Raw genomic sequence first — 15437 nt, forward strand, 5'->3', positions numbered from 1 at the left:
CGAAAAGGCACAAAGGACGCAAAGGAAAACAAGATGTTGCAATGCGAATATTGTTCACCCCTCGGCTGAATAGCGTCATTACACGGAGTGCCTGACATGACCCAGTCCATCCTCGTCGGAAAAGGGCCCGAGCCGGTCTCGATCCTCTCGCGCATGGCCAACCGGCACGGTCTGGTCGCGGGTGCGACGGGCACAGGCAAGACGGTGACCTTGCAGCGGCTCGCCGAGCAATTCAGCCGCATCGGCGTGCCCGTGTTCCTCGCCGACGTCAAGGGGGACCTCGCGGGTATCAGCCAGCCGGGCGGCGGCAACCGGCGTGTCGCCGAGCGGGTTGCCGAGATGGGCTTGGAGCAGGAGGAGGGCTTTGTCTTTGCCGGCAATCCGGTGATGTTCTGGGACATCGAGGGCCGACAGGGCCATCCGGTCCGCACGACCCTGACCGAGATGGGGCCGGTGTTGTTGTCGCGGCTTCTGAATCTCAACGAGGTGCAGGAAGGCGTCATCAACATCGTCTTCCATGTCGCCGACGAGAACGGCTGGCTGCTTCTGGATCTGAAGGATCTGCGCGCCTTGTTGGCGCATGTGGCCGAGAACGCCGCGGAGCTCCGGACCCGTTACGGGAACGTCTCCTCGGCGAGTGTGGGCGCGATCCAGCGGCGCCTGCTGGTCATCGAGAAGCAGGGCGGGGATCTCCTCTTCGGCGAGCCTGCGCTCGCGTTGCAGGACATGATGCAGACCGACGAGCGGGGCCGCGGTTATATCAACATCCTGGCCGCGGATACGCTCATCCACACCCCGGAGATCTATTCGACCTTCCTGCTCTGGCTCCTCTCCGAGCTGTTCGAGGAGCTGCCCGAGGCGGGCGACCAAGACAAGCCCAAACTGGTCTTCTTCTTCGACGAGGCGCATCTGCTCTTCAAAGACGCGCCCAAGGTCCTGCTCGACAAGATCGAGCAGGTCGTGCGGCTGATCCGTTCCAAGGGTGTCGGGGTCTATTTCGTCACGCAGAACCCGATGGATGTCCCGGACACCGTGCTCGGGCAGCTCGGCAACCGAATACAGCACGCCTTGCGCGCCTTCACGCCGCGCGATCAGCGCGCGGTGCGGGTCGCCGCCGAGACCTTCCGACAGAATCCGGCGCTCGACACCGAGGCCACCATCACCGCGCTCGGCGTCGGCGAGGCGCTCGTCTCGACCCTCGACGAGCAGGGGATCCCGGGCATCGTCCAGCGGGTGAACGTCGCGCCGCCCGGAAGTCACCTCGGCCCGATCGAGCCCGAGGCGCGCAAGGCCGTCATGGAGCAGTCGTTGGTGAAGGGGGTCTACGACGTCACGATCGACCGAGTCTCCGCCTACGAGATCCTGGAGCAGCGCGCCGAGCAGGCCGCCGCGGCCTCGGCCGCGCCCGAGATCCCCGATCTGTCCGAGTACTTCGGCCGAGGCGGCAAGACCGCCCCGACGTCGTCGACCGGCAAGGCCCCCGCCCGACGCGCCAGCACGCGTCAGACCCCCGTGGAAGCCTTCGCGACCAGTGCCATGCGCTCGCTCGGCAGCCAGATCGGTCGTCAGCTTGTCCGCGGGATCATGGGCTCGCTGACCGGCGGGGGTACGCGCGGGCGCAGGTAACCAGCCCCGGCAGTCGACCGCTTCGCGCCGCATGCAAGGGTTTGACGCGGTCGGTGATCTCGTCTATTAAATTTCTCATACATCGGGTGATGGCCGTTCTACGGCCGGATCCGGGGTATCGGACACACACGAGACGCTCCCGAACGAGGTTCGGATGGGCAGCACAGCGCAGGGCAGGCCGCCCGAGAGTCGGGCCCGGCTGCTGTTTGATCGGTACGCGCTTGCAGGAAACGACGACTACGAAGGACATTATTCCGCCGCTCTCGGCGTCGAGATCCTCTCGGACGGAGACTACTGGCTGGCTGTCGGCGTCGTCGATCCACCGAAGCCGCTCTCGACATGGATCCTCGCCCGTACAATCAGTTCGACCCAGAGCGAGGCGGTAGGCGATACGCGTCTTATTGGTGTCGAACCATTCCGTTAGGCCTTTCGCAAGGGGCTCGCTCTGGCACAGAACCCCGAGCTCCGTGTTCAGCTTGCCGGAGCGCGGATCCGGATTCGGGGATCCGACGAAGAGAGCCTCTTGATCGAAAACCGAGGTCTTGGCGTGCAGGCTGACCCCCGATGAGCCGATGAGCCGATGAGCTTGGTGAACTTGCCCCGTTCCACAAGGCGCGGTCGGTTCAGTGTCGCGTCATGAACGTTAGGCAATTATGACCTGGAGATGATAAACAATGCTCGAACAGCTGCCGGCGCCTGACAACGACAGGTATCGATTCACCTGCTCTTCCGGAGATCATGCCGACGAGCAGTACGAACTGCGCCTCAGCGTTTGTCCCAACCCGGTTTGTCGATGCGGGTCCATCTCCATCCAGATGACCTCGGACGCCTCGACCGATCACGGGGTCTCGCTTCCGCCGGCAACATTTCTGATCGACGTGATGAACGGTTGCCTCGATACGACGGGCGACAAGACGATGCAGGCTGAGCAAGCCCTGGGGGAGCTCTTTGTTGATCGCTTATCGGACGAGGATTGGGCATCGCTGAGAGGTATTTTCTTCTCCGTGAAGCGCTTCCTGACGGAAAACGCCGCGGATGAAGATCTCGATGTCTATTTCCCGGTTTCTGAGATCGATCGCGACAGTTTAATGGTGGATTTCCACCAGATTCTGCCATATGCGGAGATAAAGCTTGTCGAAGCCTGCGACAAGCGATTTGCGCTGATGGAGCACTATTGCGTCAAGCCGGGGTGCAGCTGCTCGGATGTCTTCGTCACCTTGGTGAACGCGGACGTCGTCAGCGAGGTTCCGTCGGCCGACGACGAGCCCGTGCTGGTCATCGATTACAAGAGCAGGAGTTGGCGCGTTGAGAGGCTTGGTCGTGAAAACGCCGTTCTGTTGGAGCACCTCGGAACAAGGCTCAGCACGGAAGACGATGCACGCCACTTTCAAGCTCGTCACGATCGACTTCGGTCGCTTTACCTCTTATACAAGCAGCGCCATCGCTCGGGTTCTTCCACCAGGGTTCGAGATGCACGCAAAGTCGGTCGAAATGATCCTTGTCCCTGCGGTAGCGGCAAGAAATACAAGAAGTGCTGCTTGGGCTCCGCGGGTCGCTGATTGCTACATCAGGAACAACCGGACGTCGGACCGCGCAATGCCGAAGCACATCACGAGCGTGATCGACAATTTTCGTGGAGATCCATCCGAGACCTATTCGGTGCGCTGTATCGAGTCGTTTCGGACGGTGGACAGGATCTTCCGGGCTCTCGCGGATGATTCGGTCGATCCGACCGAGGGCACGAAGATCGAAGCACGGGCGGATGTCGAAAGCGATCGGCCTGACCCGGAGCCGACGACTCAGGCGTCGGTGCAAACGCGGTGGCGCTTCGATCAGGAAGTTGCCGAGAATTTTCCCGTCGAGGCGCGTCAAAATATCCCCGATTACGCCCGCGTGCTTGACGTCTGCATCGAGGTTGCAGACATGTTCTTGGAGAAGGACGCCCCGGTGATCGATGTCGGTTGTGCCTTGGGCGAGGCATTGAAACGTCTTTACGCGCGCGGTTATCGGCGTTTGTACGGCATCGATAACTCAAGCGATATGCTGGCGCGAGCGTTCAATACGACGGATCGCGCAATAACCTATATCCTTTCCGACAAGTTTTCGTCCGAGCATGGCCCCTATCGGCTGGTGACCGCCAACTGGACGCTCCATTTCATCAAACAGCGGGAGGCGTATTTAAGGGACATCCATGCAGCGCTCGAAGACGGCGGTTTTCTCGTCTTGACCGAAAAGGTGATGCTGTCATCGATGATGGATCGTCTCTATAAGCAATTCAAGTTGGACGCGGGACTGAGTCAGGACTATATCGATTACAAGGAAGAGGCGTTGAAGGATGTCCTCGTGACCTATCCGTTGGATTGGTATCTGGTCAAGCTCAGGCAGATCGGTTTTCGGTCGGTGGAGATTCTCAACGCGAGACTGTCGTTCGTGACCTTTCTCGCGCGCAAGTAGAGGGTTTTGTCGTCCGGACCGATGGCGATACGGTGATGTTTTCGGGTGTTTTACGTCGAAGGCAATCAGGAGGGTATCTCGATGTTTGTCGTGACGAACCGGAAGGTCAACACGCGCAAGGAAGGACTGGATCTCTTCGGCGATACGCCGAATACCGTCGGTCCCAACGAGTTGCGGCTCGTCAAGGTCACCAAACAAGGCTCGCACTACACCACCGAGCTACTCACCGACAGGCTGACGCAGGCCGAGGTGCGTGAGCTGAAGCGACGCCATGCACTCGACATCGACGAGCGGGCGGATTGGTACGCGAGCTTACGGGTCGCCTGCGATCTGATGGAGCAGGCGGCACGCGAGAAGCGCCATCTGCTCGTCTATGTCCACGGTTACAACAACGACATGAAGGACGTGCTGGGCACGGCCGAGACGCTTCAGGCGATCTACAACGTCATTGTCCTTCCGTTCAGCTGGCCGGCGAACGGCGGCGGAGCGGTCAGCGGGACGGCGGCCTATCTCGACGATAAACAGGATGCGCGGGTCTCGATGGACGCGCTCAACCGCTTCTTCGAGAAGGTGCAGCTTTACCATGAGAAGCTGACCGAGGCACGTCGCGATGCCTTTTGGCAGCAGGCGATTGCGGAGGACGGCGGTCGGGGCAATCGAGAGGCCGTGCAGGCGCGTTTCACGCAACTGTTGGCCGATGACTGCAAGATCACGCTCAATCTGATGTGCCACAGCATGGGCAACTATGTGCTCAAGTACGCCCTGCAACCGAGCGCCGCGGCCGCCGCGAAGCTTATCTTCGACAATGTGTCGTTGGTCGCCGCCGACGCAAACAACGCGGCGCACGAGAACTGGGTTCAGCGCATCCAGGCCCGAAATCGTCTCTATGTCGTTATCAACGAGAACGACTTCGCGCTTGCCTGGTCGCGTCGCAAGCCGGGCGATGCGCAGCGGGCGCGGCTCGGCCACTACCTCAAGAACCTATTCGCGGTGAATGCACGCTATATCGACATCACCCGTGCCGACGGTGTCGGCAACGCCCACGGCTATTTTGCGGGCGAGCCGGTGGCGCGCAACGCGGCGCTCAAGGCCGTATTCAGCGATGCCTTCGAAGGCAGGCGGGCCGAGGAGCGGTTGTCTTATGCGGCCGATATCAACGCCTATCGGTTGATGTAAGCCGCGTTCGGAGTGACGACGAAGGTTCGGGTGAGAAACGGGCTTTCGTGTTCCATTAGGTCTTGCAGGTGACGCGGCTTAAATGAGTGAACCGCGCCGACACGAGGGCTGATGGCGTTCGCGTATCTGTACGCTTTGCTTCTGAACCGTCTCTAAGCGACCTGCGCCCGGTCTTCGTTCCCGCGCTCTGCGCTACGGGAGTCGCCGTCGGAGCGCACGGCCGGGGTCACCCAGACACGTCCCATGCCGGGCCCGAGATCGAACTCGAAGGGTGTCGGGATGCGATCCATGGGTGAGTCGGGCGAGACGTCCTGCATCGGGTCGGTTGTTCGGGCGACCTGGCAGATGTCGTCGATCCGAAGGTGTTGGTGGTTCCAGGGATCCTTGTTCAAGGCGAGCAATGCCGTGTCCCGACTCGTGTCGGACCCTTTGCGGAGCAGGAGGATGGCCGGATTCGGATGATGGAGGCGCTCGATCGGTCCTTCCTGACGGAACACCGGGGAACGGTCCTTGATTCCGTTGACCTCGGCGATGAAGTCGGTGAGATCGGCGTTCGTGCCCTCCCAGTCGTCGGGGCAAGTGTTCACGACGTCGAGCCGCCGTCTGAAGCCATGCTCGAAACCGATCGGGATCATGACGCCCGCGGAGAAGAGCGCGGCGAACAGGTAGCGCTGCTTCATGGCGTCGGGGTTGCCTCCGCACTCCTGAAAGAGCCGCTCCGTATCGTGGCTTTCCGGAAAGCTGATCGAGGGGACCAAGCGGCGCGTCTGCTCGTATTGCTCCAGCAGCCATCCGCCCTCGAAGTCCCACCATTTGGAGCTGTTGAAGATGGCGTCGAAGCCGGCGGCCGCGGTCTCTCGGGTTTGTTCCGGCGAGCAGCCCAGTGTCTCGGCGACGAAGACGACATCCGGATGCCCCTTGCGGATGTGCGCAATCAGCTGCTCCCAGACCGGTCTCGGGATCTGGTAGGCCGCGTCGCAGCGAAAGCCGCGAAAGCCGAGCGCGACCAGGTACTCGACCATCTCGATGCAGTAGGCCAGAAGCCCCGCGCGATCGGGCGAGCCGCGGTGATCGAACTGTGCCAGGTCGTGCCAAACGACCCGATTCCCGTCGGACTCGACACAGAAGGCGCTGGCGACCTCGTTGCCCTCGCGCACGAACCAATCGGGGTGCTCGTGCACCAAGCGCGAGTCCTTGGCGCAATGGTTGATCACGAGATCGATCATCATGCCGAGACCGAGTCGATCGGCTTCCGCGACCATGGCGCGAACCTGCTCCTCCGCTGTCCGATCCGTATCAGGCGAGACGAAGGTGGTGTTGATGGCGAAATGATCCGCGATCGAGTAGAGGGAGCGGGACTGACCGAGGATCTGGATCGGGTTGACGAAGATCCAGTCGAAACCCATACGCGAGGCCCGCTCGAGGTGGGGCGTCCAGTCCTTGAAATGTCCGGCGAGCCGGGGAAACAGATTGTAGATCTTCATCGAGCCGATGCGCTCCTTGCCGCGCCCGGGCGCGGCGGATTGGGGGCTGGGGCGAGTCCGTCGCGCGGCCGTTCAGCCTTCGCGGATATAGTCGTAGATGTTGAGGTAGTCCTGGCCGGGCGTGCTCCAGGAGTAGTCGGTGCGCATCCCGTTCTTCATCAATTCCCTGAAGTGCTCTGGATGGTTGCGATAGCAGGCGATGGCGCGTCCCAGGGCTGATTCGAGGCCGGCGTTGTCGAAATCGCGGAAGACATAGCCGTTGCGCTCGTGCAGCGGGCGGTGCGAATAATCCTTGTCGAACACCGTGTCGGCGAGTCCGCCGACCTCCCGGACGACAGGCACGGTGCCGTAACGCAGTGCGATCAACTGGGTCAGCCCGCAGGGCTCGAAGCGACTCGGGACCAGCATCATGTCCGCGCCGGCATAGATGAGGTGAGAAAGATCTTCGTCGAAGCCGATCTCCAGATGACAGTCGGGGCTGTCGTTGAGCATCCGTTTGAGGCCCCAGAAATCGCCGTTGATTCGGTCATCCGGACTGGATCCGAGCAGCACGAACTGGGCGCCGCGCTCCAGCGTGTAGAAGATGGCGTGGCGCACCAGATCCAGGCCCTTTTGCGGGTCGAGTCGGCCGATGAAGGCGACGATCGGCTTCTCGTTGTCGGCGAGCATCAGGCGATGACGCAAGGCGCGCTTGTTGTCGTACTTGCCGTCGATGCTCTCGACGCTGTAGCGCACCGGGATCTGGTGGTCGACCTCGGGGTTCCAGATGTCGTAGTCGATCCCGTTGACCACCCCGCCGTATTTCATCTGATGGGTATGCAGGGTCGGCTCCAGACCGAATCCCTGGCCCTGGTCCTTGGTCTCGAAGGCGTAGCGCGGCGAGACCGTGGTGATGAAGTTGGAATAGACGATCCCGGCCTTGAGTAGATTCAGTGCCTTGGGATGTGTGTTGTCGGCCATGCGATCCTGATTGAAGAAGCGTTCGGGTCGATGCAGGCCCGTTGCGTGCAGGATCTCGACGCCCGTCACCCCTTGATGCGCAAAGTTGTGAATGGTCAAGCAGACCCGCGGATGGGTCATCCCGAGCGGCTGATAGAACTCGTAGAGGAACACCGGGACCAGCGCGGTCTGCCAGTCGTGCACATGGATGACGTCAGGGTGCTTGCCCGCCTTCCAGAGGAACTCCATCGCGGCACGCGAGAAGAAGGCGTAGCGCAGCACGTCGTCCTTGAAGCCGTAGATGCTGCCGCGGTTGAAGAAGTTGTCCTGCGAGTGCGGCTCGATGAAGAAGCACTTGCGCCCGTGCACGAAGCCGAAGAAGACCGTGCAGTGGATGGCGCCGTCGTACCAGGGGACCCAGAGATCCTTGTAGACCTCGTGCATCTCGAAGATCTGGTCGTGCCGCAGGGTTGCGTACATCGGCAGGATGATCTCGACATGATTGCCGCGGATCGCCAGCTCGCGGCTCAGGCCGAAGACGACGTCGGCCAGCCCGCCGACCTTGGCGACCGACGCCAGCTCGGGCGTGATATGGACAATAAAGAGGTTCGGCCGCGCGGGTGCGGGCGGCGGGGGTTCCGGCTCGTGGATGGGTTCGGGCTCGGAGGGCTGCTCGGATTCCGGCTGACGCTCGGGTTCGGCCACCGGTTCGGCCACCGGTTCGGAAGGCGGCTCGGGTGGCGGTGCCGACGGCTTCTCGGGTACCGGCTCCGAGACTGGCTCTGGCTCCCTCGGAGGTATCGGCGCAGGCTTGGGCGACGGCTCCGGGTCGCGCGTCGGACGGGGTCGCGTCGGGGGTGGTGCCGGGTACCCCGCGGGAGCGGATGTCTCGGTTTCGGCCGCAGTGCTCACGGGTGTCTCCGCCGGAGGCGATACACCTTGCTTCGGCACCGGCGAATCCGAGCGGACCGGGGCGCCCCTTGTCGCGTCTGCCGGCAGGGGCGCACGGCCTGCTGCCGCGGAGTTGGAGGCGGTGTGCTTGGATGCGCCGCTGCGTGCGGCGTCTCTTTTCGATCCGGTTGGCTTGGATCCAGTCGGCTTTTTCGCCATGCCTGTTTTCTTCCTGCAGCGGTGTTCGTTCCGGGTACGACTCAGCGACCGATGACTAGTGTACCCCGGGCGTCGCGCCGCGGCGTCCCTGGACGGGCGATCGCGGGAACCGATCCGAGGGACTCGATCGAAGCTCCCGCGCGACCCGGTCCGCCCCGATTCACTCTGCTCCGCTCTGCGCCGCTCATTTTGCTGCGGTCGGGTCGCCGTGCTGCCGGCCGCCGCCGTAACGGCGAATCGCGTCGCGATAAAAGCGACCGCTGTCCTTGATCAGGCGTTGCCGATCGACGGGGTCGACGCGGACCAGGCCGAAGCGCTTCGCGTAGCCGTAGCTCCACTCGAAATTGTCCAGCAGCGACCAGGCGAAATAGCCGCGCAGATCGACCCCTCGGCGCAGCGCGCGGGAGGCCGCGCGCAGATGGCTGCGCAGATAGGCGAGGCGCTCCCGGTCGCGGAGACGCCCCGCGACCGGCTGCGGGTCCTCGAAGGCCGCGCCGTTCTCGGTGATGTAGACGGGCGGGTTGCCGTAGCGTCCCTGGATCCAGACGAGGATGTCGGTCAGCCCCTGCGGATGGACCTCCCAATCCATTGCGGTGTGCGGGCGCGTGTCTTGGCGCACGCGGCGGGCTCCGACCGGCTGCGCGGTCGGATCGGCGCGCACGACCGAGCGTGAGTAATAGTTCACGCCGACGAAATCCGGCGGGGCACGCAGGGCGTCCAGCTCGCTTGCGCTGAAATCGGGCCAATCCGTTCCGAAGATGGTCTGCATCTGCGCGGGGTAGCGGCCGAAGAAGACCGGGTCGAGAAACCAGCGATTGATGAAGGCGTCGCGTCGCGCGGCGGCGTCTTGGTCTTCGGGCGAGTCACTCGCCGGGTCTTGCGGCTCGAGGTTGACGGCAAGCCCGATGCGTTCGATGCCCTCGGCGCGACCACTCGCCGAAGCCGCCGCATGGGCGCGCAGCAGGTTGTGCGCGACGATCGCGCTCTCGCGCGGGTTGCAGTGCCCGGGCGCCAGGTCCCCGTAAAGATAGCCGCCTGCCGTGATGACCCAGGGCTCGTTCAGGGTGATCCAGAGGCGCACCCGATCACCGAGGGCGCGGTACAGGATCTGCGCATAGTCCGCGAACCACCCCGGACTTGCGTCGCTCGCCCAGCCACCGCGCGCGTCGAGCGCCTCGGGGAGATCCCAGTGGTAGAGCGTGAGCATGGGTTCGATCCCCTGCTCGAGCAACGCATCGACCAGGTGTCGGTAGAAATCCAGGCCCGCCTGATTCACTCGCCCGGTGCCCTCGGGGAGGATCCGCGCCCAGGCCACGCTGAAGCGATAGGCGTTGAGCCCGAGCGACGCCATCAAGGCGACATCCTCGCGCCAGCGGCTGTAGTGATCGCAGGCGATATCGCCGGTGTCGTCGTTCAGGACGCGACCGGGCGTATGGGCGAAGCGATGCCAGATGCTCGGTCCGGCACCGTCCGCGAGCGGCGAGCCCTCGATCTGGTAGGCCGAGGTCGCCGCGCCCCAGAGAAAGCCGTTCGGCGGCGAGTCGGTCGGCATCGCGGGTGTCCGTTCGCTCATGTCTTCTCGCTCATGTTTGGGCGCTCCAGGAGCCGTCTTGTGCGACCAGCAGCACCTCGTCGTAGGCGGCGGGGTCATCGTCCTCGTCGCCGAGCGTGATGTAGGTCATCCCGCGCTCGCGCAGCATCCCGAGCAGCTCGTCGATCTGGCATTCGCTCAGCGCCCGGGTCGGGTGGTCGAGCATGACGAAGGCGGGCTCGGCGAGGATCACCCGCGCGAATGCGAGCAGCTGTTGCTCGCCGAGCGAGAGCAGCTCGTTCCAATTGCGCTCCATATCGAGCCCTCCCGCCCGAACGAGCGCGGGCTCGAGCTTGAGTGCCCGCAGGTTTGCGAGGATCCGCTCGTCGGTGAAGGAGCCGTTGGAGTCGCTCGGCGTGACCAACTGCCGCAACGTCCCGGGCGGCAAATAAGGCCGCTCCGGAAGGAACATGAGGGCTCGGTTGTTCGGGCGCAGGATTCGCCCTTCGCCCGCGTCCCAAAGTCCGGCGGTCGCGCGGAACAGGGCGGTCTTGGCCGACTCGTTCGGCGCGATGATCAAGAGCCGTTTACCGCGCGGGACCGTCACGGACAATGCCTTGACCAGATCACGCCCGCTGCGCGGCGAGCGCAGGGTGAGTGCGTCGAATGCCACGCGGTCGCCGTCGTCGCGGATCTCGATGTTCGAGGACCGTGGAGTTTCGCCGTCGCCCATCGCCTCGCGCAGCCCCGCCAGGCGTGCGATCACGGCCGTGTAGGCCGAGATCGACTGGAACTGGGTGACGATCAGCGAAAAGGCGCCGAGCAGGTGGGCGAAGGCGATCGCGGACTGGGCAATGACCCCGAACTGGGCCTCTCCCTTGATGAACAAGGGGGCGACGACCAAGGCCGGGATGATTTGGATCATGTAGTTGTAGCCGGTGGTGAAGAATCCGAGGTTGCGGTTCACCAGGATGATGCGCTGGAAATTCGCGGTCAGATCGGCGAGGCGCTCGAGTAGCTGGTATTTCAGCCGAGCCTCGCGTCGCAGGAGTGCGATGGAGTCGGCGTTCTCGCGGACATGGATCAGCCGCGAGCGAAAATTCGCCTCCTTGTCCAGCTGGTCATAGTTTAAACGGATCAACGGCTTGCCGAGGAGAACCGTCATGAACGAGCCCAATGCCGCATACGAGACCGCGACGATGAACAGGAGCGGGCTGATGCTCCACATCACGCCCGAGAAGGCGATCACCGTGAAGCTCGCGTTGAGCAGCATCAACACGAACGACAAGGTGGTCGCGGTCAGGGAGCGGATGTCCTCGCTGATACGCTGATCCGGATTGGCGAGATCCCCCGTGTCCTGCAGGCGAAAATAGGTTCGATTGTCGAGATAACGCTCCACCGCCCTGGCGGTGAGCCAGTTGCGCCAGACCAGACCCAGGCGCTCCTCGCAGTAGCGAAAATAGACCGCGACCAGGGTCGAGAGCGCGAAGACGCCGACATAGAGGAGGGCGAAGTGCATGAAGCCGCCCATGTTCTTGTTTTCGATCGACGTCATGAAATCCCGGCCGACGTAGCTGTTGAGCACGTTCAGGCCGTTGATGCCGAACAGGAGCAGGATCAGCAAAGCAAACAGCAGCTTTGCTTTGCCGCCGACCTCCGAGCGCGCCAGCATGGCGAGCATCTCGAGAAAGCGTTTCCAGGTCGTGCGGCTGATGGTTGTGCGCAGTGCGATCATGTGGAGCCGGGCCTTCGAGAGCGTAGAAGCGAGTGCCGGCGGAGCGCACGACGACCCTTCCGGCTACACTGGCCGAACGTCGCGGATGACGCCGGCCGGGCGCGAGTATAGCCTTACGCCCCGATCGGTTGCGTGATCGGTTGCGCGGGATTCTCGACGCGATCCCGCCGACCCCCGAACCGACGCCCTTCAACCCCCACCCCGCGGGATCCGCAGCCCATGAGGACCGAGATACCGGAAGACTTTGTCGACCCCTCGCGCTGGCAGGCCTACGCCTCGGGACGGGCGCAGCTCCGGCTGCAGTGCGATACCGGTCCCGACGCATCGGCGCTGCGGCTCGACTTCGACTTCCACGGCGGTGGCGGCTTCGTCGTCGCCCGCCGTCCCGTGACGCTGACGCTGCCGCCGGCCTACTGTCTTCGGCTCGCCCTGTGCGGCGCGATGCCGCCCAATCGGTTCGAGCTGAAGCTCGTCGATCCGGGCGGGACCAACGTCTGGCGCTACCAGCAGGAGATGCCCGTACTCGACGGCGACTGGCATGTTCTCGAGATCCCGAGCCGCCTGATCGACTTCGCCTGGGGGCCGGCCGGCGGCGGTGTCGCGCGCGAGATCGGTGCGATCGAGATCGCGATCGTCGCAGGCTCCGGCGGGCGAGGCCATCTGTGCGTCGCCGACCTTCGCATGGAGGACCGCACGCCGCCCTGGCCTCCCGAGATCGAGGCATCGGCTGCCCTGCCTGGACATCCGCCGCTGGCCGTCCTCGACACCGGATCCGAGAGCGACTGGCGTGCCGGCAGCGGTTGCGGGGAGGCATGGCTCACGTTGGATTTCGGCCGCGAATGCGAGTACGGCGGATTGATCCTGCACTGGAGCGACCCCGCGTACGCCCCGGCTTGCGCGCGCGCCTTCCGCGTGCAGGCATCGAACGACCGGGAGCAGTGGCGCCTGATCTACACCGCCACGCGTGCCGGTGGCGCCTGTAGCTTCGTCGGCCTGCCGAACGCGTCCTCGCGCTATCTGCGCCTTGCGCTCGATCCGGGGCCCGACGGCACCTATCCGGCGCTCGGATCGATCGAGCTTCAGCCCGATGCCTTTTCGCGCTCCGCCGACGAGCTCTTCCATCATGTCGCCGCGCGCGCGCCGCGCGGGCGCTATCCGCGTTGGCTCTATCGCGAGCAGACCTACTGGACGGCGGTGGATGTCCCCGACGGGGGGATTCCGGCCCTGCTCAACGAGGACGGCTCGATCGAGGTCGGTCCCGCCGCGGGCCGGGGCGCCGGCTGGACGCTCGAGCCCTTCCTGTTCATCGACGACGATTTGCTCGGCTGGGCCGAGCTGGCGCCGATACCGTCTCTGGAGCAGGGCGAGCTGCCGATCCCCTCGGTGAGCGGGGCGGGGGCCGGTCTGGTCCTCGCAACCATCGCCTATGCGGCCGGTGCTCTTGGGCAGCGGGTGCTCTATGCACGGTATCGTCTGGAGAATCGACGAGACACCCCGGTTGCGGCCACACTCTTCGTCGCGGTGCGCCCCTTCCAGATCTCGCCGCCGTGGCAGGGCTATGCCGACATCGGCGGCGTGAGTCCGATCCATCGGCTTGATTATCGCGACGGTCGGGTGCGGGTGAACGACGCGGAGGTTCTGATCCCGCTGAGCGCGCCGAGCGGCTTCGGCACGGCGACCTTCGATCAGGGTGCGATCATCGATCGGCTCGCCCTCGGCCGGCTCCCGCCGGACCAAACGGCGGACGACCCGCTCGGCTTCGCCTCGGGTGCGCTGCGGTTCGATCGGGTGCTCCCGCCCGGCGGGGTCGAGGAGGTCGTGATCGCGATCCCGTTCGCCCGAGACTGTGCGGGGTCGGACGTGGAGGCGCTGCGTCTCGGGCGCTGGCTCGATGCGGACGCAGGATTCGCCGAGGCGGTGCGCGACTGGTCGCAGCGGCTCGGCGCCGTTGCCTTCACGCTGCCGCCCTCGGCCCGCATCCTCGCGTCGACCGCCAAGACGGCGCTGGCCCACATCCTGGTCAACCGCGACGGTCCCGCCTTCCAGCCCGGGCCGCGTCGCTACACCCGCTCCTGGATCCGCGACGGCGCGGTCATGTCCGCCGCGGTGCTGCGCATGGGCTGCCGGACCGAGTCGGCCGACTTTATTCGCTGGTACGCAGGGTTTCAGACCGAGGCCGGCGAGGTGCCCTGCTGCGTCGATCACACCGGCCCGGATTGGCTGCCCGAGCACGACAGTCTCGGCGAATTCATCTTCGCCGTCGCCGAGCCGGTGCGTTTCACCGGCGATCGGCAGCTCGCGGCGGATCTCTGGCCTGCCGTGTGTCGCGCGGTGGCCTATCTGGAGCAGCTGCGCGCCAGTCGGTTGACCGATGCGGAGCGCACGCCCGAGCGTCGGGCCTGTTTCGGTCTTCTGCCCGAGTCGGTGAGCCACGAGGGCTATCTCGCCCAGCCGGTGCACGCCTACTGGGACGATCTCTGGGCGGTGCGCGGGCTCAAGGATGCCGCCTGGCTCGCCGAGATCCTCGGCGAGGATGCCGAGCATGCGCGTCTGACCGCGCTCTGCGAGGATTTTCGCAGCACGCTCTACGCCTCGATCGCGCTGACCATGTCCGAGCGCGGGATCGACTTCATCCCCGGCTCGGTGGAATGGGCCGACCCCGATCCGACCGCCATCGCGGTGGCCCTGACCCTGATCGACGAGGGCCATCATCTGCCCGAGGCGGCCTTGCAGCGCACCTTCGAGGCGCTGCTGGATCGCTTTCGCGCCATGCACGATCAAGGCGTGGACTGGACCAACTACAGCCCCTACGAGGTCCGCGTGGTCGGAGCCCTCGTCCGGCTCGGGCGCCGTCGCGAGGCCCATGAGGTTCTGCGTGTCCTCCTTGCCGATCTGCGCCCGCCGGCCTGGCATCAGTGGCCCGAGATCATCTGGCGGGATCCGCGCGCGCCCGGCCATCAGGGCGATCTGCCCCATGCCTGGATCAGTGCCGAGTATGTCCTGGTCTTCCGCGATCTGTTCGCCTACGAGCGCGAGGCGGACTGCTCGCTCGTGGTCTGTGCGGGGATTCCGCGTGAGTGGCTGGATGAGGGCCCGGTGAGCGTGACCGGTCTGCCGACCCGGGACGGCCACCTGGATCTTCATCTCGGGCGCGGGGCGGGGGATGCCTTCGAGCTGAGTCTCTCCGGACTCGACCGGATCCCGCCGGGCGGGATCCGCTTCGCCCCGCCGCTCGATCTCGCGTCGCGGTCGATCTGCGTGAACGGCGAGCCGGCGGACGAGGTCACGGCGACCGAGCTGGTGATCCGGGCCTTGCCGGCGCGCGTCGTCGTGACCTGAGCCGAGTCTCCGGCTGCCGGGTTTTTTTGTCACGCCTATCACG

General features: G+C 64.6%; 10 protein-coding genes and 1 pseudogene. 6 read left to right on the top strand and 5 right to left on the bottom strand.

Translation table 11 applies throughout. From position 1 onward, the window contains the following. The first annotated feature begins 96 nt into the window (after positions 1 to 96). Positions 97 to 1626, top strand: a complete 1530-nt coding sequence (locus THIMADRAFT_RS03320) for a helicase HerA-like domain-containing protein (RefSeq protein WP_007191547.1) — start codon at positions 97 to 99, stop codon at positions 1624 to 1626. A gap of 154 nt (positions 1627 to 1780) precedes the next feature. Beyond that, the gene (locus tag THIMADRAFT_RS27735; protein ID WP_007191548.1) at positions 1781 to 2050 is read left to right on the top strand and encodes a hypothetical protein; all 270 of its coding nucleotides are present in this window, start codon (positions 1781 to 1783) and stop codon (positions 2048 to 2050) included. Positions 2051 to 2092: 42 nt separating this feature from the next. On the opposite strand, the pseudogene THIMADRAFT_RS27740 reads toward THIMADRAFT_RS27735, so the two are convergent. Then, positions 2093 to 2200 (bottom strand): annotated as a pseudogene (locus THIMADRAFT_RS27740) (hypothetical protein); the annotation flags it as partial. Between the two features lie 100 nt (positions 2201 to 2300). Here THIMADRAFT_RS27740 and THIMADRAFT_RS27745 point away from each other — a divergent pair. From THIMADRAFT_RS27745 to THIMADRAFT_RS03340, 3 genes are all read left to right on the top strand, one after another. Further along, positions 2301 to 3185: an SEC-C metal-binding domain-containing protein gene (locus tag THIMADRAFT_RS27745; protein WP_007191549.1), complete on the top strand. Its 885-nt coding sequence runs from the start codon at positions 2301 to 2303 to the stop codon at positions 3183 to 3185. A gap of 37 nt (positions 3186 to 3222) precedes the next feature. Further along, complete coding sequence (locus tag THIMADRAFT_RS26260; RefSeq protein ID WP_007191550.1) at positions 3223 to 4080, top strand: methyltransferase domain-containing protein; 858 nt, start codon at positions 3223 to 3225, stop codon at positions 4078 to 4080. Positions 4081 to 4161: 81 nt separating this feature from the next. Further along, positions 4162 to 5256 (top strand): alpha/beta hydrolase, encoded by a 1095-nt coding sequence (locus THIMADRAFT_RS03340; RefSeq protein WP_007191551.1) that lies wholly within the window; start codon positions 4162 to 4164, stop codon positions 5254 to 5256. Positions 5257 to 5408: 152 nt separating this feature from the next. On the opposite strand, the gene THIMADRAFT_RS03345 is transcribed toward THIMADRAFT_RS03340, so the two are convergent. The 4 genes from THIMADRAFT_RS03345 to THIMADRAFT_RS03360 form a co-directional block, all read right to left on the bottom strand. Beyond that, on the bottom strand, positions 5409 to 6740 hold the full coding sequence (locus tag THIMADRAFT_RS03345; protein ID WP_007191552.1) for an alpha-amylase family glycosyl hydrolase: 1332 nt from the start codon (positions 6738 to 6740) through the stop codon (positions 5409 to 5411). A gap of 72 nt (positions 6741 to 6812) precedes the next feature. After that, on the bottom strand, positions 6813 to 8789 hold the full coding sequence (glgA, locus tag THIMADRAFT_RS03350; protein ID WP_083829194.1) for a glycogen synthase: 1977 nt from the start codon (positions 8787 to 8789) through the stop codon (positions 6813 to 6815). A 184-nt stretch (positions 8790 to 8973) separates the two neighbouring features. After that, complete coding sequence (locus THIMADRAFT_RS03355) at positions 8974 to 10362, bottom strand: GH1 family beta-glucosidase (RefSeq protein ID WP_007191554.1); 1389 nt, start codon at positions 10360 to 10362, stop codon at positions 8974 to 8976. Between the two features lie 10 nt (positions 10363 to 10372). Continuing rightward, complete coding sequence (locus THIMADRAFT_RS03360) at positions 10373 to 12055, bottom strand: ABC transporter ATP-binding protein/permease (protein WP_007191555.1); 1683 nt, start codon at positions 12053 to 12055, stop codon at positions 10373 to 10375. A 219-nt stretch (positions 12056 to 12274) separates the two neighbouring features. Between THIMADRAFT_RS03360 and THIMADRAFT_RS03365 the strand changes: the two genes are divergently transcribed. Then, positions 12275 to 15394, top strand: coding sequence for a discoidin domain-containing protein (locus THIMADRAFT_RS03365; protein ID WP_007191556.1), 3120 nt, complete (start codon positions 12275 to 12277; stop codon positions 15392 to 15394). Positions 15395 to 15437 lie beyond the last annotated feature (43 nt).

The organism is Thiocapsa marina 5811 (assembly GCF_000223985.1).
Classification (GTDB): Bacteria; Pseudomonadota; Gammaproteobacteria; order Chromatiales; family Chromatiaceae; genus Thiocapsa; species Thiocapsa marina.